Annotated in this window: 17 protein-coding genes; 12 read left to right on the top strand and 5 right to left on the bottom strand. The window is 53.2% G+C overall.

All coding sequences use genetic code 11. From position 1 onward, the window contains the following. Positions 1 to 28: 28 nt before the first annotated feature. On the bottom strand, positions 29 to 979 hold the full coding sequence (locus tag OGY04_RS11350; protein WP_286585309.1) for a LysR family transcriptional regulator: 951 nt from the start codon (positions 977 to 979) through the stop codon (positions 29 to 31). Positions 980 to 1,157: 178 nt separating this feature from the next. Between OGY04_RS11350 and OGY04_RS11345 the strand changes: the two genes are divergently transcribed. The 3 genes from OGY04_RS11345 (at position 1,158) to OGY04_RS11335 (ending at position 6,057) form a co-directional block, all read left to right on the top strand. Then, positions 1,158 to 2,210, top strand: coding sequence for a 4-oxalomesaconate tautomerase (locus tag OGY04_RS11345; RefSeq protein ID WP_286585308.1), 1,053 nt, complete (start codon positions 1,158 to 1,160; stop codon positions 2,208 to 2,210). An 80-nt stretch (positions 2,211 to 2,290) separates the two neighbouring features. Further along, the gene (locus tag OGY04_RS11340) at positions 2,291 to 3,724 is read left to right on the top strand and encodes an anion permease (RefSeq protein WP_048214643.1); all 1,434 of its coding nucleotides are present in this window, start codon (positions 2,291 to 2,293) and stop codon (positions 3,722 to 3,724) included. Positions 3,725 to 3,792: 68 nt separating this feature from the next. Further along, a complete protein-coding gene (locus OGY04_RS11335) occupies positions 3,793 to 6,057 on the top strand; it encodes a hydratase (RefSeq protein ID WP_286585307.1) in 2,265 nt (754 codons plus the stop codon). Positions 6,058 to 6,152: 95 nt separating this feature from the next. On the opposite strand, the gene OGY04_RS11330 is transcribed toward OGY04_RS11335, so the two are convergent. Then, entirely contained in the window at positions 6,153 to 7,436 is a 1,284-nt protein-coding gene (locus OGY04_RS11330; RefSeq protein WP_128611652.1) for a putative acyl-CoA thioester hydrolase, read from the bottom strand. Positions 7,437 to 7,660: 224 nt separating this feature from the next. Here OGY04_RS11330 and hutI point away from each other — a divergent pair, with 224 nt between their 5' ends. From hutI to hutH, 5 genes are all read left to right on the top strand, one after another. Next, positions 7,661 to 8,884, top strand: a complete 1,224-nt coding sequence (gene hutI, locus OGY04_RS11325; protein ID WP_198801912.1) for an imidazolonepropionase — start codon at positions 7,661 to 7,663, stop codon at positions 8,882 to 8,884. Beyond that, entirely contained in the window at positions 8,881 to 9,822 is a 942-nt protein-coding gene (gene hutG, locus OGY04_RS11320) for a formimidoylglutamase (protein ID WP_218659435.1), read from the top strand. The genes hutI and hutG overlap by 4 nt, the downstream gene beginning before the upstream one ends. Positions 9,823 to 9,909: 87 nt before the next feature. Further along, positions 9,910 to 10,629: a histidine utilization repressor gene (locus OGY04_RS11315; RefSeq protein ID WP_003831502.1), complete on the top strand. Its 720-nt coding sequence runs from the start codon at positions 9,910 to 9,912 to the stop codon at positions 10,627 to 10,629. Positions 10,630 to 10,765: 136 nt separating this feature from the next. Further along, complete coding sequence (gene hutU / locus OGY04_RS11310; protein ID WP_174770541.1) at positions 10,766 to 12,451, top strand: urocanate hydratase; 1,686 nt, start codon at positions 10,766 to 10,768, stop codon at positions 12,449 to 12,451. Position 12,452: 1 nt separating this feature from the next. Then, on the top strand, positions 12,453 to 13,973 hold the full coding sequence (gene hutH, locus OGY04_RS11305; protein WP_032942757.1) for a histidine ammonia-lyase: 1,521 nt from the start codon (positions 12,453 to 12,455) through the stop codon (positions 13,971 to 13,973). Positions 13,974 to 14,068: 95 nt separating this feature from the next. Here hutH and OGY04_RS11300 read toward each other — a convergent pair whose 3' ends face one another. Continuing rightward, complete coding sequence (locus OGY04_RS11300; RefSeq protein WP_048214637.1) at positions 14,069 to 14,545, bottom strand: kinase inhibitor; 477 nt, start codon at positions 14,543 to 14,545, stop codon at positions 14,069 to 14,071. Between the two features lie 57 nt (positions 14,546 to 14,602). Continuing rightward, on the bottom strand, positions 14,603 to 15,892 hold the full coding sequence (gene bioA, locus OGY04_RS11295; protein WP_128611514.1) for an adenosylmethionine--8-amino-7-oxononanoate transaminase: 1,290 nt from the start codon (positions 15,890 to 15,892) through the stop codon (positions 14,603 to 14,605). A 76-nt stretch (positions 15,893 to 15,968) separates the two neighbouring features. On the opposite strand from bioA, the gene bioB reads away from it, so the two are divergent. Genes bioB through bioD form a run of 4 tightly spaced genes read left to right on the top strand, consistent with a single transcriptional unit; the run spans position 15,969 to position 19,593 of the window. After that, entirely contained in the window at positions 15,969 to 17,009 is a 1,041-nt protein-coding gene (bioB, locus tag OGY04_RS11290) for a biotin synthase BioB (protein WP_008784180.1), read from the top strand. Next, on the top strand, positions 17,006 to 18,163 hold the full coding sequence (gene bioF, locus OGY04_RS11285) for an 8-amino-7-oxononanoate synthase (RefSeq protein ID WP_111465895.1): 1,158 nt from the start codon (positions 17,006 to 17,008) through the stop codon (positions 18,161 to 18,163). Before bioB ends, bioF begins: the two co-directional genes overlap by 4 nt. Beyond that, the gene (bioC, locus tag OGY04_RS11280) at positions 18,147 to 18,902 is read left to right on the top strand and encodes a malonyl-ACP O-methyltransferase BioC (protein ID WP_032942762.1); all 756 of its coding nucleotides are present in this window, start codon (positions 18,147 to 18,149) and stop codon (positions 18,900 to 18,902) included. The genes bioF and bioC overlap by 17 nt, the downstream gene beginning before the upstream one ends. Further along, positions 18,895 to 19,593 carry a dethiobiotin synthase gene (gene bioD / locus OGY04_RS11275; protein ID WP_071445157.1) on the top strand — a complete coding sequence of 233 codons (699 nt, stop codon included), beginning with the start codon at positions 18,895 to 18,897 and terminating at the stop codon, positions 19,591 to 19,593. The genes bioC and bioD overlap by 8 nt, the downstream gene beginning before the upstream one ends. Here bioD and OGY04_RS11270 read toward each other — a convergent pair. Continuing rightward, positions 19,559 to 20,281 carry an ABC transporter ATP-binding protein gene (locus tag OGY04_RS11270; RefSeq protein ID WP_103284918.1) on the bottom strand — a complete coding sequence of 241 codons (723 nt, stop codon included), beginning with the start codon at positions 20,279 to 20,281 and terminating at the stop codon, positions 19,559 to 19,561. The genes bioD and OGY04_RS11270 overlap by 35 nt on opposite strands. Positions 20,282 to 21,048: the final 767 nt, after the last annotated feature.

Raw genomic sequence — 21,048 nt, 5'->3', positions numbered from 1 at the left:
TCTTGTGAAGATTGCGGATTTTTTTTGCTTATTTAGCAAACGACATGTTTTCCTGACACTTAGCCACAGATGTCCAAAGGCTATCTGTATCATCTGCCCATAAATTAAGTAGAAGAGAGAAGAAACGTTCAGCGGGAGGGGAGAGGATAGCGTCTTTACGCCGAATAACTCCCAGCGTGCGTCTAATCACAGGCTCAACCAGTAGGATCCCTATCAGCGTTGGATGCGGCGTTTGCGGCATTGCTAACCCTGGTAATGCGGAAACACCTAGTCCAGCTTCAACCAGACCCAGCGAAGTGGACAGATGACGAACCTCGTAAAACCAGTTCAACTTCCACGGTTTATCGGACAAATGTTGTTCAATCAATAATCGGTTACCGCTTGAGGAACGAACGCCTATCAGTTTGTAATTCAGCAATTCTTGCCACTCAACCAACTGCTTACTAGCGAGCGGATGATCGCGTCGACAAGCCAGAACAAATGGTTCATTAACCAGTGGAGTGAACTCGATAGAGGAATTTGTGATGTTGTTCATGTTTATTCCAAAATCTGCCTCATTACAAAGTACGGATTCCATACAATTATTCGTACCTTGTTCAATAATTCGCACTTTGATATTGGGATATCGTTCATTAAATTTTCCAATTGCCAACGGCAAGAAATAGAAAACCGCGGTAGGAATACAGGCTAATGTCACTATGCCGTGATGATGAACATTCATTTCACTGATGTTAAAAATGGTCTCATCCAACGCTCTAATTAATTCTCTGGCTTCAGGTAAAAGCATTGCCCCCGCTTTTGTTAATGTGACTTTGCGAGTTGTTCTTTCAAATAGCTGGGTGTGTAAATACTCTTCCATTTTTTTAATCCTGCGCGTTAATGCAGGTTGCGTAATATTGAGTAACTTGGCGGCATTGTTAAAAGAATCGGACTCTGCCAACGTAACAAATGCCTTCATGCTCGATAACTCGTGTTTCATTTTGACTCCGGACTCAATCAGGGAAGCCCCTGTCTAAGATGAAAGTGTTCAGTGTATCCGCAATTCATAAATTTTAATTAATAAAAATAAATCACTAATCACACAAACAAAGTCATTAGCCACCCTATTCATGACATGCAACCATGTATGTAGTGGAAATAATATTGAGAGCATTGTTATGAAAAAAATACCTTGCGTTATGATGCGTGGAGGAACCTCCAGGGGTGCATTTTTATTAGCACAAGATTTACCTGAAGAAGAAAAACAGCGGGATGAAATATTGATTGGGATTATGGGTTCTGGCAATGCGTTGGAAATAGATGGCATTGGCGGTGGCAATCCGTTAACCAGTAAAGTCGCGATTATTAGTCTTTCAAACGACCCCAACGCTGATATCGATTATTTATTTGCTCAGGTACTGGTACATGAGCAACGGGTCGATACCACACCCAACTGTGGCAATATGCTTTCCGCCGTTGGTGCGTATGCTATTGAAAAGGGGTTGATTGCTGCTTCTACGCCGACCACCCGCGTACGCATTCGCAATGTGAACACCAACACGTTTATCGAAGCTGATATACAGACGCCGCATGGTGTTGTTGAGTATGAAGGAACGGCACGAATTGACGGCGTCCCGGGAACATCGGCCCCTATTGCGTTGACGTTTCTTAATGCCGCAGGTTCTAAAACTGGGCATATTTTTCCGACGGGCCAACACATCGATTATATCAACTCAGTTCCGGTGACCTGTATGGATATGGCGACACCTGTCGTAATTATTCCTGCCGAATACCTTGGGAAAACGGGCTATGAATCAGCGGAAGAACTGGATGCAGACAACGAATTATTGTCGCGCATTGAGTCTATTCGTTTACAGGCCGGTGAAGCTATGGGGCTGGGTGATGTCAGCAATAAGGTTCTCCCAAAACCGATTCTCATCTCTGCACCTCAACAAGACGGCGAAATTAATGTTCGTTATTTTATGCCGCACTCTTGCCATAAAGCGCTGGCGATTACCGGGGCGATAGCTATCGCCAGTAGCTGCGTCATTAACGGTACTGTTTCGCGTCAGGTAACGGCGGGTGCGCATTACGGGAATATCACTATCGAACATCCTGGCGGCACTCTTGATATTCATTTAACCAATAAAGGGGATGAACCTGAAACTATCAGAGCTTCGGTTATTCGTACCGCCAGAAAAATATTCGCTGGTGATGTTTTCCTTCCCTGACAGCATTGGCCTCATTTCTCTGCGATGGCAGAAAAACGAAAAATGCTGTATTGCCTGTATAGATTATTCAGGATTAATAAATGAACGTTAAATCATTATGGAAGCTAATTTTAATATTAGCGATCCCCTGTATTATTGGTTTGATTCCTGCCCCTGCGGGATTAAGTGAACTAGCGTGGGTGCTGTTTGGTATTTATCTTGCGGCCATTGTCGGACTGGTGATTAAACCGTTTCCTGAACCGGTGGTGTTATTGATTGCCGTTGCCGCCTCTATGGTAGTTGTCGGAAATTTAGGCCATGGCGTACTGAAGACCAGCAGCGTACTGAGCGGTTATGCTTCCGGTACGACATGGCTGGTTTTCTCCGCATTTACGTTAAGTGCTGCTTTTGTGACGACGGGGCTGGGTAAGCGCATTGCTTATATTCTGATCGGTAAAATTGGTAACACCACGCTTGGACTTGGCTATGTGACCGTATTCCTTGATCTGGTGTTAGCTCCGGCAACACCGTCAAATACCGCGCGAGCGGGAGGAATTGTATTGCCCATTATCAATAGCGTGGCGGTGGCGCTGGGCTCTGAGCCAGATAAGAGCCCGCGCCGTGTCGGTCACTACCTGATGATGACGGTCTATATGGTTACCAAAACGACCAGCTATATGTTTTTTACTGCGATGGCAGGAAACATTCTGGCGTTGAAGATGATCAATGATATCTGTCATTTACAACTGAGCTGGGGGGGATGGGCACTCGCGGCAGCTTTGCCTGGACTGGTTATGCTGTTGGTAACGCCTTTAGTTATCTATTTTATGTATCCACCTGAAATTAAAAAGGTTGATAACAAAACTATTGCTAAAGCCGGGCTTCAGGATTTAGGGCCAATGAAAGGGCGCGAAAAAATGCTGCTGGGTATCTTCGTCCTTGCGTTATTGGGATGGATTTTCAGTAAAAGCCTTAGCGTTGATGAATCAACGGTAGCGATTGTCGTAATGGGCATGATGCTTTTGTTAGGCGTGGTTACCTGGGATGATGTGGTTAAAAATAAGGGCGGCTGGAATACCTTAATCTGGTATGGCGGTATTATCGGATTAAGTTCGCTATTATCGAAAGTGAAATTCTTTGACTGGTTAGCTGAACTGTTCAAAAACAATCTCGACTTTGGTAATCATGGCAATGTGGCGTTCTTCGTTATTTTGTTCCTGAGCATTATCGTTCGATATTTCTTTGCCTCAGGCAGTGCATATATTGTGGCAATGATGCCGGTATTTGCCATGCTGGCGAATGTCTCCGGCGCACCATTGATGTTAACCGCGCTGGCATTACTCTTCTCTAACTCCTATGGCGGAATGGTCACCCATTATGGCGGTGCCGCGGGTCCGGTTATTTTTGGCGTTGGCTATAACGATATTAAATCGTGGTGGCTGGTGGGGGGCATGCTGACCTTACTGACCTTTATTGTCCATATCACCCTGGGCGTGTGGTGGTGGAGCATGTTGATTAACTGGAACATGCTGTAAACCATAAGCCAGATTCAAATTATTAATTGACTGCGCACTAATATAAGTACGGGATTACGGAGTATCAAATGATTACGTTGTATGAAAAAGGAGTTTATCTCTCCGATAATAATGAAGTTGTAGCTGAGGATTCTTTGCCAGGGCATATCTGCAAAGAGGATGCGAAAAAAGGAACTATAGCGTGGTCGATTCTCTCCGCGCATAATACGTCCGGTGATATGAATAAGCTTAAAATTAAGTTTGATTCATTAGCCTCACACGATATTACCTTTGTCGGTATTATTCAGACTGCAAAAGCCTCTGGCATGGAACGTTTTCCGCTGCCGTATGTTCTGACTAACTGCCATAACTCATTATGTGCAGTAGGGGGAACTATTAATGGTGACGATCATATGTTTGGTCTGTCTGCGGCACAGCGTTACGGCGGAATCTTTGTGCCGCCACATATTGCTGTTATCCATCAATACATGCGTGAAATGATGGCGGGCGGCGGCAAAATGATCCTTGGCTCAGACAGCCATACACGTTACGGCGCATTGGGTACGATGGCGGTAGGAGAGGGGGGCGGTGAGCTGGTCAAGCAGTTGCTAAACGACACCTGGGACATTGATTATCCTGACGTCGTTGCCGTTTATCTGACCGGGAAACCCCCAGCAGGTGTTGGTCCACAGGATGTGGCGTTAGCGATCATTGGCGCGGTATTTAAAAATGGCTACGTCAAAAATAAGGTCATGGAGTTTGTCGGCCCTGGCATTCGCCATCTCTCAACGGATTTTCGCAACAGCGTTGATGTGATGACCACTGAAACCACCTGTTTGAGCTCCGTCTGGCAAACGGATGATGAAACTCGTAGTTGGCTGGCATTACATGGACGTGAGCAAGACTATCGCCAGCTAAGTCCGCAGCCGATGGCCTGGTACGACGGTTGTATTTATGTTGATTTGAGTGCGATTAAGCCGATGATTGCGCTGCCATTCCATCCAAGTAATGTCTATGAGATTGATACTCTCAATGAGAATCTGACGGATATTCTCCGGGAGATTGAAGTTGAATCTGCACGTATCGCGCAGGGTAAAGCCAGCCTCTCGTTGTTGGATAAAGTAGAAAATGGCCGCTTAAAAGTACAGCAGGGGATCATTGCTGGATGCTCGGGCGGCAACTATGAAAACGTGATTGCTGCGGCGCAGGCATTACGTGGTCAATCCTGCGGTAATGATGCTTTCTCGCTTGCTGTATACCCCTCGTCACAACCGGTGTTTATGGATTTAGCACAGAAAGGTGTCGTTACAGATTTACTGGGCGCGGGGGCTGTCATCAGAACCGCATTCTGCGGTCCATGCTTTGGCGCGGGCGATACGCCAATCAACAATGGTCTTAGCATCCGCCATACCACACGCAACTTCCCTAACCGTGAAGGGTCGAAACCGGGCAATGGTCAAATGTCAGCCGTTGCGCTGATGGATGCGCGATCAATTGCTGCTACGGCAGCCAACGGAGGATTCCTCACTGCTGCGACGGATCTGGACTGCTGGGATACGGTGCCAGACTATGCGTTTAATCCTGCACCTTATAAGAGTCGCGTATACCAGGGATTCGTGAAAGGGGCTACGCAGCAGCCGCTCATTTACGGCCCGAACATTAAAGACTGGCCGGAACTGGGCGCATTAACGGAAAATATTCTGCTGAAAGTGGCCTCGAAGATCCTTGATGATGTGACAACAACGGATGAGCTTATCCCGTCCGGTGAAACCTCGTCGTATCGCTCTAATCCACTAGGACTGGCGGAATTTACGCTGTCTCGACGAGATCCAGGGTATGTGGGAAGAAGTAAAGCGACGTCGGAGCTGGAAAAAAGGCGCGTGGAGGGGGGCGATGTCAGCGAACTGGCGTCAGTTTTCGAACGCATCCAACAGATTGCCGGTCAGGAAAATGTGCAACCGTTGGATACTGAGATTGGTAGCATGATTTACGCCGTCAAACCTGGCGATGGCTCGGCGCGCGAGCAGGCGGCGAGCTGTCAGCGAGTGATTGGTGGCCTGGCAAATATTGCCCAGGAATATGCCACCAAGCGTTACCGTTCCAACGTTATCAACTGGGGTATGCTACCGCTCCAGATGGCAGAGCAACCTTCATTTGAAGTGGGTGACTATATCTATATTCCCGGTATTCGCCGCGCGTTAGATGAGTGCAGTATAGAAATCGAAGCGTATGTGCTTCACGATGATGGTGCGGTGAGTGAAATCAGTGTGTATATGGAAAGCCTGACCGCAGAAGAGCGTGAAATTATTAAGGCAGGGAGTTTGATTAATTTTAATAAGTCGCGTTTGGTGTAACGCTAATTGTATGCCGGAGAGGGCGATTTTCGTCGCCATCCGGCACATTGCCCGGCAGAGCATGAATCTGCCGGGTTTACATCAGAGAATGACGTTTACTGCTTAGGTTCAGCAACCACTTTGCTACCGATACCGCGGTTGTTGTATTCCCACATACGGTTGAAGTTGGTGTCGTTCAGGTTACGCTGGATTTCACCTTTGTCATCTTCCGCACCGGTATTACCGGCAAACGGGCGTTTTGCGATAACGCTGTCAGCCCATGGTTTTGCCATGTTAAAGCCTTCGTTAATCACGCTGTCACGAATCACGACCTGACCGTTAGTGTTGGAATCGACATCCAGCGAGCGGCCTAACTGCGCCACGCCATCGCCACTTGCCGTGAAGCGGCTATTAATCGCCAGGAAACCGTAGTAGATGTTTGACAGGGTAGCTGGTGCGAACACATAGGCTTCCTGCTGGGTACGGGAGTTCACTACGCGGAAATCGGTGTTATCGAACACTACGGCACCGCGGCCGGAAACGATATCCACATCGCCTTCAATGTAGCTGTTGGTAACCAGCGTACGCGGTTGACGATCGTTTTCCAGACGGTTTTGTACGCCGCTATTGGTCACGAAGAAGGTATTCTGGCGGCCCAGGATATTGACCTTGTTGATCTGCACTTTATCGCCATCGGTACGCAGTGCAACGGCCGGGTGGTTACCCGCATCAACGCTGTCACCCAGGTTGTTTTCGATGGTCAGGTTCTGCAATTGCAGACCGTTATTTTGCGACCAGACGACAGCAGAACACATCACGCCAATATTCGTGCCGCGTTTGTTCTGGCAATTATCAAACATATACCACGCAGGTTTACCCGGCATGTATTTACCGGCTGGGTTCACCGTACGACGCCAGTCCGCGGTGCTCATGTCACCGTCAATGGCCTGGCCAATTTTCACATCAAGCGGTTTTTCGCCCATACCGTACAGCGTCAGGCTACCTGTTGCTGCCGGAATATATACCGTGCCCTGGTACTCGCCTGGCATAATCGCGATGTACTGACGTTTGTTAGTACGTTTGATGATTGCTGCATCAACAGCGGCTTGAATGCTGGTATGGGTGACGCCCTGAGTCCCTGCCGGGCCAACGACGAAGTCAGGCTGTGCAGGCAGAGAAATAGAAGAAGGGCTCCACGGCGCGGTGTTTGGCGTCAGTGCGGAAAAATAGTGCGCAGCAACGAAGTTTTTCGCTTCATTGGCCGACAGGATCGGGCGCGAAGAGGTGCCTGGCGCGGTCTGATCGGAAGGAATTTGATCGGGCGGCGTAGAGCTACAGGCGGTCAGCGTCACGCCAAAAGCCATAGCCAGCGCCAGACGGGAAACTGATGATATGTTCACAGGTTGCTCCGGGCTTTGAAAAGTTATCCATTGAAGCCTGCTTTTTTATACTAAGTTGAGCGAAACGGGAAGGTTAAAAGGTAAAAAGTTGTTTTTATCACCACAAAGCCCGGCGCGGAGAGTCCTTATATCACAAATACATAACAATTACGGTCCTTCAGGTTGACAACATCCCTATAATCAAAAATAAATGTCTATACAACCTATGACAAGTGGTGAGTCGAATGCAGCAATTCTTCCCTGATGATGTTATCTGGCGCAATGTTCGTCTGGCGACTATGGACCCTGAACGTGGTACCCCATATGGGCTGTTGGATGGTCACGCGCTGATCGTCCGCCAGGGCAAGATTCGCGATATCGTCCCGGAATCATCGTTATATCTCACGCATGACAATACTTTTGATATGCAGGGCAGGCTGATTACGCCTGGCCTGATTGATTGCCATACGCATCTGGTCTTTGGCGGAAACCGCGCAGGTGAGTGGGAGCAGCGGCTAAATGGTGTCTCCTACCAGCAGATAAGCGCTCAGGGTGGGGGGATCAATGCCACCGTATCGGCGACCCGCAGCGCCACGGATGAACAACTCTTACACGTAGCCCATCAGCGGATGGAACAGCTGATCAAAGAAGGTGTTACGCTGCTGGAAATAAAATCCGGCTACGGCCTGGATTTGCCGACAGAAGAGAAAATATTGCGCGTGGTGGCAGCGCTGGCGGCAGAGAATATCGTTGAAATCAGCCCGACGCTGTTGGCCGCGCATGCAACTCCAGCGGAATACCGGGATGATCCTGACGGCTATATTACGCTGGTGTGTGAGACCATTATGCCGCAATTGTGGGAACAAGGGCTGTTTGAGACCGTCGATCTGTTCTGTGAAAGCGTTGGTTTTTCGTTGGCGCAGAGCGAGCGGGTGTTTCAGGCTGCACAGGCGCTGGGCGTCCCGATTAAAGGCCATGTCGAACAACTGTCATTGCTTGGCGGCGCACAGTTGGTAAGCCGCTACCAAGGGCTATCCGCCGATCATATTGAATACCTCGATGAAGCGGGCGTGGCGGCGATGAGCCAAAGCGGTACGGTCGGCGTGCTGCTGCCCGGCGCATTCTATTTCCTCAAAGAGCAGCAGCGCCCACCGGTAGCGTTGCTGCGTCAATATCAGGTACCGATGGCGGTAGCGACAGATTTTAACCCCGGTACCAGTCCGTTTATCAGCCTGCACTGGGCGATGAATATGGCCTGTGTTCAGTTTGGCCTAACGCCGGAAGAAGCATGGGCGGGCGTAACCCGTCATGCGGCCCGGGCACTGGGGCGTCATGCCACCCACGGTCAATTGAAGGCCGGGTTTGTGGCCGATTTTGTGGTGTGGGATGCAACCCTCCCGGTTGAGATCCTGTATGAACCCGGGCGCAATCCGCTCTACCAACGCGTATTCAAAGGACAAATAGCATGACCAACTGGCAACCAGCCTCACCTGCGCTGTGGCAGGGACGTGATGACCGCGCCGAATCGCCGAATGCGCTGCGCCTGTTTCAGACTATCACCCTGAGCCAGACGTTTAGCCCAGAAATGTACCGCGAGCAGATAGCGTTACTCGGGTTTGCCTGCGACGAAGGCGTTAAACGCAATCAGGGGCGCACGGGCGCCGCGGGAGCGTCCGATGTGTTGCGAAAGGCGTTGGCGAATTTAGCCAGTCATGATGGGCACAATCGACTGGTGGATCTGGGAAATATTGTGGCGCAGGCTCCCGATCTTGAGGGCGCGCAGCAGGCGTTACGCAATGCGGTACAGCGCTGTCAGCACGAGAACATGCGTACCTTTGTTTTGGGCGGGGGACACGAAACTGCCTTTGCGCACGGAGCGGGCGTACTGGATGCGTTCCCGCAGGCGAAAGTGGGGATAGTCAACTTCGATGCGCATCTCGATTTGCGCAAAGCTGAACAAGCTACATCCGGTACGCCATTTCGCCAGTTGGCGCAGCTTTGCGATGAACAGCAGCGTGAATTTCACTATGCCTGTATCGGAGTCAGTCGGGCGGCAAACACCCAGGCGCTTTGGGATGAGGCCCAGCGGCTCGGTGTTACCGTGGTGGAGGATCTGCATTGCGATACGGCGCAGGCGCAGTTAGCGCAGTTCATTGCCAATCTGGATGTCATCTATCTGACAATCGACCTCGACGTGCTGCCGGTGTGGGAAATGCCCGGCGTGTCGGCCCCCGCCGCGCTTGGCGTACCCTTGGCGACGCTGCTGAGACTGATTGAGCCTCTGTGTCGTAGCGGTAAACTCCTGGCGGTGGATATGGTTGAATTTAATCCACGCTTTGACGATGATGGCAGAGCAGCACGCGTGGCGGCGCGATTAGGCTGGCAAATCGCCCACTGGTGGCACTGATATACCTGATGGCGTTGCGCTTATCAGGCTCGGGTAATGCCTGTAAACTCTACCCACTCATATTTTCAGCTTAAGGAAGGCTCACGCATGCTCCCATCCCGTTCTGCTCCGGCTCCTTTTTACGAAAAGGTCAAACAGGAGATCAGCGAAAAAATTGCCAGCGGTATCTGGCAGCCTCACGATCGCATTCCTTCTGAGGCAGAGCTGGTGGCGCAGTATGGTTTCAGCCGCATGACCATCAACCGGGCGCTACGTGAGTTAACGGATGAAGGTTTACTGGTGCGTTTGCAGGGCGTGGGGACGTTTGTCGCCGAGCCCAAAGGCCAGTCCGCGCTGTTTGAAATCCGCAGCATCGCGGATGAAATCAACGCCCGTCAGCATCAGCACCGGTGCGAAGTGCTGACGCTGGAAAAAACCCAGGCCAACGCGCAGCAGGCTTTGGTGTTAAATGTCAAAGAAGGCACCTCCATTTTTCACTCTGTCATGGTGCACTACGAGAACGATCTGCCGGTACAGATTGAAGATCGCTGCGTGAATGCCGAAATTGTGCCGGAGTATCTGGCGCAGGATTACAGCCAGACCACGCCGCACGCATACCTGTCACTGATAGCCCCGCTGACGGAAGGTGAACATATTGTTGAAGCGGTACGTGCCAGCGCTGAAGAGTGCGCGCTGCTGAATATCAAAGAACACGATCCCTGCCTGCTGATCCGCCGTAAAACCTGGTCTGCGTCATCCATTGTCTCTCATGCCCGTTTGCTGTTCCCGGGTTCTCGCTATCGCCTGCAAGGACGGTTTATGTCCTGATACAGGACATGAAAACCGTGATTGCTGACGCAATATAATAAAAATGTATCTTAATTGTTAAAATCACCCTTGCGATGACTTGTATAGACAAGTATATGTTTCTTATCTATCCGACGTTCGCGAGGAGTTTTCTGTCATGTCCCATAGCAAATATCGTCAGCAGGATATTCGTGCCCCACGCGGCACCACCTTAACGGCCAAAAGCTGGCTGACCGAAGCGCCGCTGCGCATGTTAATGAATAATCTGGATCCCGATGTGGCGGAAAATCCGCATGAGCTGGTGGTATACGGTGGGATTGGCCGCGCCGCGCGGGACTGGGAATGTTATGACGCCATCGTCAATGCGCTGACCAAACTGGAGACCGATGAAACTCTGCTGGTCCAGTCTGGTAAACCGGTAGGCGTATTCAAAACTCACGACAACGCACCGCGCGTGCTGATTGCCAACTCCAACCTGGTGCCACATTGGGCTACCTGGGAACACTTCAACGAACTGGACGCCAAAGGGCTGGCGATGTACGGCCAAATGACCGCCGGAAGCTGGATCTACATCGGCAGCCAGGGCATCGTGCAGGGGACTTATGAAACCTTCGTTGAGGCCGGGCGTCAGCATTATCAGGGTAACCTCAGCGGACGCTGGGTGCTGACCGCCGGGCTGGGCGGCATGGGCGGAGCACAACCGCTAGCCGCTACACTTGCGGGTGCGTGTTCGCTGAACATTGAATGCCAGCAAAGCCGAATTGATTTCCGTCTGCGTACCCGTTACGTCGACGAGCAGGCGACATCGCTTGACGATGCGCTGGCGCGTATCGACAAATACACCCGCGAGGGTAAAGCCGTCTCCATTGCGCTGTGTGCTAATGCCGCCGACGTTGTGCCGGAACTGGTGAAGCGCGGTGTGCGCCCGGATATGGTCACCGACCAGACCAGCGCCCACGATCCGCTGCATGGTTATCTGCCGTGCGGCTGGAGTTGGGAAGAGTATCAGGCAAAAGCGGTGTCCGATCCCCAGGGCACGGTGCAGGCGGCGAAACGTTCAATGGCAACGCACGTTGAGGCGATGCTGGCGTTTAGCAAAATGGGCGTGCCGACGTTTGATTACGGCAACAACATTCGCCAGATGGCCAAAGAGATGGGCGTGGAAAATGCCTTTGATTTCCCGGGATTCGTACCTGCTTATATTCGCCCCCTGTTCTGTCGCGGCATAGGGCCATTCCGTTGGGTGGCGCTGTCGGGCGATCCGCAGGATATTTATAAGACAGATGCCAAAGTGAAAGAGATCGTGGCTGATGATAAGCACCTTCATCACTGGCTGGATATGGCGCGTGAGCGGATTAACTTCCAGGGCTTACCAGCGCGTATCTGCTGGGTCGGCCTGGAGTGGCGACAAAAGCTGGGGCTGGCGTTTAATGAAATGGTGCGCTGCGGTGAAGTATCCGCGCCGATTGTTATTGGCCGTGATCATCTGGACTCCGGTTCTGTTGCCAGCCCAAACCGCGAAACAGAAGCTATGCGCGACGGTTCAGACGCCGTATCCGACTGGCCGCTGTTGAACGCGCTGCTTAACACCGCCAGTGGAGCAACCTGGGTGTCATTGCACCACGGCGGCGGGGTTGGCATGGGCTTCTCTCAGCATGCCGGGATGGTCATTGTTTGCGATGGTACCGATGAAGCCGCGGCGCGCATCGCCCGGGTATTACATAACGATCCGGCTACCGGGGTGATGCGCCACGCCGACGCCGGGTATGACATTGCGGTGGAGTGCGCCGTTGAAGAAGGGCTGAATTTGCCAATGATTGCTGCGACGCAGGAGAAACACTGATATGAACACCATGACACTCACGCCGGGCCATCTGAGTTTTACCCAGCTACGTGAAATCTGGCAGCAGCCGGTCAAACTGAGCCTGGATGCCGGAGCGATTGATGCAATCAACGCCAGCGTCGCCTGCGTCAATAATATTGTCGCTGAAGGCCGTACGGCGTATGGCATTAATACCGGCTTTGGCCTGTTGGCTCAGACCCGTATCGCCACGGAAGATTTGCAGAATTTACAGCGTTCGCTGGTGCTTTCCCATGCGGCAGGCGTTGGCGAGGCGCTGGATGACGCAATGGTTCGCCTGATTATGGTGCTGAAAATCAACAGCCTGGCGCGCGGTTTTTCCGGCATTCGTTTGAGCGTGATTGAAGCGCTGATTGCGCTGGTGAATGCCGAGGTATATCCACTGATCCCGGCGAAAGGGTCGGTGGGCGCATCGGGCGACCTGGCGCCGCTGGCACATATGTCGTTGACGCTACTGGGCGAAGGTAAAGCGCGCTGGCAGGGGGAATGGCTCCCGGCTACCGACGCGCTGAAAAAGGCCGGACTGGAGCCGATCACGCTGGAGGCGAAAGAGGGACTGGCGCTGCTCAACGGCACTCAGGCTTCCACCGCCTTTGCACTGCGCGGGTTAATTGAAGCTCAGGAACTGTTTGCGTCTGCGACGGTGTGCGGGGCGCTGACCACAGAAGCCGTGCTGGGCTCCCGTCGTCCGTTTGACGCCCGTATTCATGCCGCGCGAGGGCAGCGTGGGCAGATTGATGCCGCAACGCTGTACCGTCATGTGTTGACCGACTCCAGCGCGCTTTCGCAGTCGCATCATAACTGTGAAAAGGTGCAGGACCCGTATTCTCTGCGCTGTCAGCCACAGGTGATGGGGGCGTGTCTGACACAAATGCGCCAGGTGATGGATGTTCTGCTGGTTGAAGCCAACGCGGTTTCCGACAACCCGCTGGTGTTTGCCGAAGAGGGCGATGTGATCTCCGGTGGGAATTTCCATGCTGAACCGGTGGCGATGGCGGCAGATAATCTGGCGCTGGCGATTGCGGAAATCGGCTCTTTGTCAGAGCGGCGCATTGCGCTGATGATGGACAAACATATGTCGCAGTTGCCGCCGTTCCTGGTGAAAAATGGCGGGGTTAACTCCGGCTTTATGATTGCTCAGGTAACCGCCGCCGCGCTGGCGAGCGAGAACAAAGCGCTGGCGCATCCGCACAGCGTGGACAGCTTGCCGACATCCGCCAACCAGGAAGATCATGTTTCTATGGCTCCGGCGGCGGGACGCAGACTGTGGGAGATGGCAGCAAATACGCGCGGTGTGATTGCCGTGGAGTGGCTGGCGGCGTGTCAGGGGATTGACCTGCGTGAAGGGTTAACCTCCAGTCCGTTGCTGGAGCAGGCGCGACAAGCGCTGCGCGAGCAGGTTGCCCACTACACGCAGGATCGCTTTTTTGCCCCGGATATTGAGTGCGCGACCGAGCTGTTAGCGCAAGGAACGTTGCTGCAATTGCTGCCTGAATTTCTGTAGAAAATTGCCTGATGTCGACGCTGACGCGTCTTATCAGGCCTACGGTCTGCTTTGTAGGCCGGATGAGGTGAAGCCGATATCCGGCACAACACAGCTTAGCTAAACATCGCCGTAATCGAGGCGCTGGCGAGCGAGTGGAAATGGACGTTAAATCCAACCATCGCGCCGCTGGCACCTTCATCGACATCAATACGCTCCACATCCAGGGCGTGAACCGTAAAGATATAGCGGTGGGTTTCACCCTTCGGCGGCGCAGCGCCGCCATAACCGGCTTTGCCAAAATCTGTACGGGTCTGAATCACCCCATCCGGTTGTGCAACCAGCCCGGAGCCGAAACCTTGCGGGAGTACGCGGGTATCAGCCGGCAGATTTACTACCACCCAATGCCACCAGCCGGAGCCGGTTGGCGCATCAGGATCAAAGCAGGTCACGACAAAGCTTTTGGTTCCTGCGGGTACGTCATCCCACGCCAGATGCGGGGAAATATTATCCCCGTCATACCCCATGCCGTTAAAGACGTGGCGATGCCCAAGCTTATCGCCATCGCGCAAATCGTTACTGATTAGTTTCATGCTGACTCCTCTCGTTAGCCAAAAAGTGTAGCCAGAAACCGTAGAGCTTACCGCTGATTAATCGCTAAAAAATGTTGCATTGCGCACAGCCTCGTTCACGGCCTGCGTCAGGCGACGTAACTGATTGGGCTGGATGATGTACGGCGGCATCAGGTAGATGAGCTTGCCAAACGGTCTTATCCACACGCCCTGTTCGACAAAGAACTTCTGTAACGCTGCCATATTCACCGGATGGGTGGTTTCGATTACGCCAATGGCGCCGAGCACGCGTACGTCCGCGACCCAGCAGGAATCTACCGCCGGGGCGAGTTCTGCCCGCAGTTGCGCTTCAATGGCCGCTACCTGTGCGCGCCACTCGCCGGTTTCGATTAACGACAGGCTGGCGGAGGCGACGGCGCAGGCCAACGGATTGCCCATAAAGGTCGGGCCGTGCATGAAGCATCCTGCTTCACCGTTGCTGATGGTTTCCGCAACCTGGCGGGTGGTGAGGGTTGCTGAAAGGGTCATTGTTCCGCCGGTTAACGCTTTGCCCAGGCATAAAATGTCCGGAGTGATGTCGGCATGCTCGCAGGCAAACAGCTTGCCTGTACGACCAAATCCGGTGGCGATTTCATCGGCAATCAGCAGGATCCCTTCACGGTCGCACATCTTACGGATGCGTTTTAACCATTCAGGATGATACATGCGCATACCGCCAGCGCCCTGTACGATTGGCTCTAGGATCACTGCCGCAATTTCGTGGCGATGCGCGGCCATCAGACGGGCAAAAGGCACCATATCCAGTTCGTCCCACTCGCCGCCCATGCGGCTTTGTGGGGCAGGGGCAAACAGGTTCTCCGGCAGGTACCCCTTCCACAGACTGTGCATTGAGTTGTCAGGATCGCAGACCGACATCGCGCCGAAGGTATCACCGTGATAACCGTTACGAAATGTCAGGAAACGCTGGCGGGATTCACCTTTAGCCTGCCAGTATTGCAGTGCCATTTTCATTGCAACTTCTACGGCGACCGATCCTGAATCCGCGAGAAAAACGCACTCCAGTGCCTCTGGCGTCATCGCCACCAACTGGCGGCACAGCGCAATGGCCGGGGCATGGGTAATGCCACCAAACATCACATGCGACATGGCATCAATCTGCGTTTTCATCGCGGCGTTCAGCTGCGGGTGATTGTAACCGTGGATTGCCGCCCACCAGGATGACATGCCGTCAATCAGCTTCTCACCGCTGGCTAAGATCAGTTCGCAACCTTCGGCACGCGCCACCGGATAAACCGGTAACGGGGAGGTCATGGAGGTGTATGGGTGCCAGATATGGCGTTGGTCAAACGCAAGATCGTCCGTTGTCATAATCGACTTGTAAACCAAATTAAAAAGATTTAGGTTTACGAGTCTACACCAAACTAACAACGAAACGTATACCAATATGGCTCATTCTTCTCGCTGGACAATGTCGCAAGTCACCGAATTATTTGAAAAACCGCTGTTGGATCTGCTGTTTGAAGCGCAGCAGGTTCATCGCCAGCATTTCGATCCGCAGCAGGTACAAGTTAGTACGCTGCTGTCGATTAAGACCGGTGCTTGCCCGGAAGATTGCAAATACTGCCCGCAAAGCTCCCGCTATAAAACCGGTCTGGAAACAGAACGGTTGATGGAGGTTGAACAGGTACTGGACTCGGCACGTAAGGCGAAGCAGGCCGGTTCAACGCGGTTTTGCATGGGCGCGGCGTGGAAGAACCCGCATGAGCGCGATATGCCGTACCTGGAACAAATGGTTCAGGGCGTGAAAGAACTGGGGCTGGAAGCCTGTATGACGCTGGGCACGCTGGACGAATCTCAGGCCCAGCGCCTGGCCAATGCGGGTCTGGACTACTACAACCACAACCTCGACACCTCGCCGGAATTTTACGGCAATATCATCACCACCCGCTCGTACCAGGAGCGTCTGGATACGCTGGATAAAGTGCGCGAGGCGGGCATTAAAGTTTGCTCCGGCGGGATTGTTGGGCTGGGCGAAACGGTGACCGACCGCGCGGGTCTGCTGCTGCAATTAGCGAATCTGCCGACGCCGCCGGAAAGCGTGCCGATCAACATGCTGGTGAAAGTGAAGGGCACGCCGCTTGCCGATAACGACGACGTAGATGCTTTTGATTTTATTCGTACTATCGCCGTGGCGCGTATCATGATGCCGACCTCATACGTGCGTCTTTCTGCCGGGCGCGAGCAGATGAACGAACAAACCCAGGCGATGTGCTTTATGGCCGGGGCCAACTCGATTTTCTACGGCTGCAAACTGCTGACCACTCCGAACCCGAACGAAGATAAGGATTTGCTGTTATTTCGCAAGCTGGGTCTTAACCCGCAGCAAACGGCGGTACTGGCGGGCGATAACGAACAGCAACAACGTCTGGAGCAGGCGCTGCGTACCCCGGATACCGACGATTACTACAACGCGGCAACCGTATGACCTGGCAGCAAAAAATTGACGATGCGCTAACAGCGCGTCGTCGTGCTGATGCCCTGCGTCAGCGCTATGCAGTGACGCAGGGTGCCGGGCGCTGGCTGCAGGCCGACGGTCGCCAGTATCTGAATTTCTCCAGCAACGACTACCTCGGCTTAAGCCACCATCCGCAGATTATCTGCGCGTGGCAGCAGGGCGCTGAGCGTTTTGGCGTCGGCAGCGGCGGCTCGGGCCATGTCAGCGGTTATTCCGTTGCTCATCAGGCGCTGGAAGAAGAACTGGCGCAGTGGCTCGGCTATTCCCGGGCGCTGTTGTTCATCTCTGGTTTTGCCGCCAATCAGGCGGTCATTGCCGCACTGATGGGAAAAGATGACAAGATTGTTGCCGACAGGCTCAGCCATGCCTCGCTGCTGGAGGCTGCCAGTCTTAGCCCTGCCGTGTTACGTCGCTTTACTCATAACGACTCGCAACATCTGGATCGTCTGCTGACAGCCCCCTGTCCGGGGCAGCAGCTGGTGATCACCGAAGGCGTGTTCAGCATGGATGGCGACAGCGCGCCGCTGGCAGAAATCCACGTGGTGGCGAAACGGCAGGGCGCGTGGCTGCTGGTGGATGATGCGCATGGGATTGGCGTAAGCGGTGAGGAAGGGCGTGGTTCGTGCTCCCGACAGCAGGTGAAACCTGAGCTGTTGGTGGTGACATTTGGCAAAGGGTTCGGCGTCAGCGGTGCGGCGATCCTGTGTTCTGATAGCGTGGCCGATTATCTGCTGCAGTTTGCCCGTCATCTGATCTACAGCACCAGCATGCCGCCAGCCCAGGCTCAGGCCTTGCGCGCCGCGCTGGCGGTGATCCGCAGCCGCGAAGGCGATGAGCGCAGAGAAAAGCTGGCGATGCTGATCCAGCGTTTTCGCGCAGGGGTGAATACTACGGATTTGACGCTGGCACATTCAGACAGCGCTATTCAACCGCTGATCGTTGGCGACAATCATAAAGCCTTGCAACTGGCACAGACGTTACGGCAACAGGGGTGCTGGGTGACGGCGATTCGTCCACCGACGGTGCCGGTTGGGACGGCCAGGCTGCGGATTACGCTGACCCAGGCGCATGAAGTCCAGGATATCGACAACTTACTGGAGGTGCTGCATGGCGCAGGTCAATAAGCAGGCGATTGCCGCTGCGTTTGGTCGCGCGGCCACGCACTATGAGCAACATGCGGAGCTTCAGCGTCAGAGCGCCGATGCGTTACTGGCGCAACTCAATGGCCGGGCGTTCTCACGGGTTTTGGACGCGGGCTGTGGGCCTGGGCGTATGAGTCGTTACTGGCGGGAGCAGGGGAGCGAGGTCTGTGCGCTGGATCTGTCGGCGCAAATGCTTACGCAAGCGCAGCGTCACGATGTCGCCCATCACTATCTGCTGGCGGATATCGAAGCCATTCCGCAGGCCGCTGCCACTTTCGACCTAGCCTGGAGCAATCTGGCCGTGCAGTGGTGCAACGACCTGCGCGGCGCGTTACGCGAGCTATACCGGGTGGTGCGTCCTGGAGGGGCGGTGGCGTTTAGTACGCTGGCGCAAGGGTCGATGCCGGAACTTCGTCAGGCGTGGAGAGCGGTTGATGATCGGGAGCACGCCAACCGTTTTTTGCCCGTGGAGCAACTGGAAAACGCTCTGTGCGGCTGGGACGTTGAATACCAGTCTCATGCCGTCACGCTGTGGTTTGACGATGCGCTGAGTGCCATGCGCTCGCTAAAGGGCATTGGCGCGACGCATTTGCATGATGGACGTGAGCAGCGTGTGCTGACCCGCTCGCAGTTGCGCCAGTTACAGCTCGCCTGGCCCTGTCAGCAGGGGAAATATCCGCTGACCTATCATCTTTTTTTGGGAGTAATTCAACGTGACTAACACGTATTTTGTCACCGGGACGGACACCGAAGTAGGTAAAACTATCGCCAGCTGTGCGTTGCTTCAGGCGGCGGGACAGCTGGGGTTGCGAACGGTCGGCTATAAGCCGGTGGCGTCAGGCAGTGAAATGACGGCTGAAGGTCTGCGAAACAGCGATGCGCTGGCTCTACAGCGCAACAGCGTTGTGGCAGTGGATTATGCGGCCATCAATCCGTATACCTTCGCCGAACCTACCTCACCGCATATCATCAGTGCTGACGAAGGACGCCCCATTCAGGCTTCAGTGATGTCTGCGGGTTTACGCTTGCTTGAAGAGCAAGCTGACTGGGTATTGGTGGAAGGCGCAGGCGGATGGTTTACGCCACTTTCACCAACGCTGAGTTTTTCTGACTGGGTAAAAGCGGAACAACTGCCGGTGATTCTGGTGGTTGGCGTTAAGCTCGGTTGTATCAACCATGCCATTTTGACCGCCCAGGCGGTGCAGCAGGCCGGGCTGACGCTCGCCGGATGGGTTGCCAATGATGTGATGCCACCTGGCAAGCGTCATGCTGAATATATGGCGACGCTAAAGCGTGCGCTTGCGGCTCCGCTACTGGGGGAAATACCCTGGCTGGCAGAAGAGCCGGAACGAGCATCGACAGGTCGTTATATCGATCTTAGCGTTTTGTCTCTGGCATCCACCAGTCGTTGATTAGCGGGTCGCTGAATTGTGTTATTTGTCCTTGAGCCACGTTGCGTCCACGATGTAACAAGCAATAGCAGTCGGCGACCCGACGAATGAACGGCAGGCTCTGCTCCGCGAGCATAATGGCGATGCCAAGCTCCTGGCTTAGCCTCACAATCAGATTCCCCAGTTTGTGGATATACGCCTGGCCACTTCCTCGCGTCGGCTCATCGAGGATCAGCAGGCGCGGGCGAGTGACCAGCGCACTGGCGAGTGCAAGCAGATGCTGATTTTCCTCTGACAATGCCACCCCTTTGGCCTGACGCAGTACAAACAGCTGCGGAAACAGGCGGTAAATATCGCTGCTGTTCATCGCTTCGCTTTCCTCGACCGCCTGGCGCGCAATGTGCAGATTTTCCTCTACCGTCAGTTGCGAAAAAATTCGCCGTTCCTGTGATACACAGTTAATACCCAGCGCAATGCGCTTTGCCGCCGGAATCTGAAGCAGATCGCAAGGTGGTGCGCCAGCCTGATGCCAGAACATGGTTCCGCTCTCAATCGGTAAATTGCCGATGATGCAATTGGCCAGCGTGGTTTTTCCCATCCCTGGAAGACCCAGCACGGCGGTACATTTGCCGGGCAACAGGTCGAGATCGACATCCCAAAGCGAGTGTTGATTACCGTAATAGTGATTCACTGCACGAAGACTCAACATAGATTTCTCCCTCATGATGATATCCGCCTTGCGGGCTGATGGTCGGGAGAAAACTGCAAATCTCTTGCCAGAAGCGGAATTAGGGGAAAATACAGCAGAATAGCGTATTGAGCGGGTTGCGGTATCCGGCTTGTTGTGGATGAGCGCCGCAGTGTGCACATTGTCAGTGCCTGGTGGCGTTGTGATGGTGCAGGCAGGAAAATGATGAAAATGCGAGCAAGATCTCGGCCATCCCAGGTCGCTTCGTTAGCTGATAAATATCAAAAAATAGCGATAATTTTTTTTTATCCCACCAGAAAAGATCATCAGGACGTTTTTGCCAGGCTACAGTCCGTACGGGCTGGAGGCAGTTATCCACTATTCCTGTGGATAACCTTGTGTATTAGAGTTAGAAAACACAAGGTAAGCGAGAGAAGACGCGGCCTGCGACTAAATTGATGCGAAAGACGGCTTGAGATAATAGTCATTAAATTACAGTGTGTTAGATAAATGCAATGGCTGTCGCAGAAGTGTCATGTGTTGCCATAAAACTTTCATCGGGTAGCTTGACAAATGTTAAAAAAGTCATTGGTTTGGGGATAACACATTTTTGCTGGTGTTTTATCTTGCCTGCGGACAAATTTTAGCCTGTAGTCACGGCCATTTTGCTGGCGTAACAGAAATATTCTGGCGCGTTACTGTTTTTTCATCCAGTATATTTTACTGGCAAAATATACTGCTGCGAGTAAAATTACACACCTGCCCGCCCATTGCTTCAGGTAGCTGCT

Origin of the sequence: Citrobacter sp. Cpo091 (genome assembly GCF_030332645.1) — a bacterium.
In the GTDB taxonomy this organism is placed as follows: domain Bacteria; phylum Pseudomonadota; class Gammaproteobacteria; order Enterobacterales; family Enterobacteriaceae; genus Citrobacter; species Citrobacter portucalensis.
This window is presented reverse-complemented; position numbering and strand designations above follow the sequence as displayed.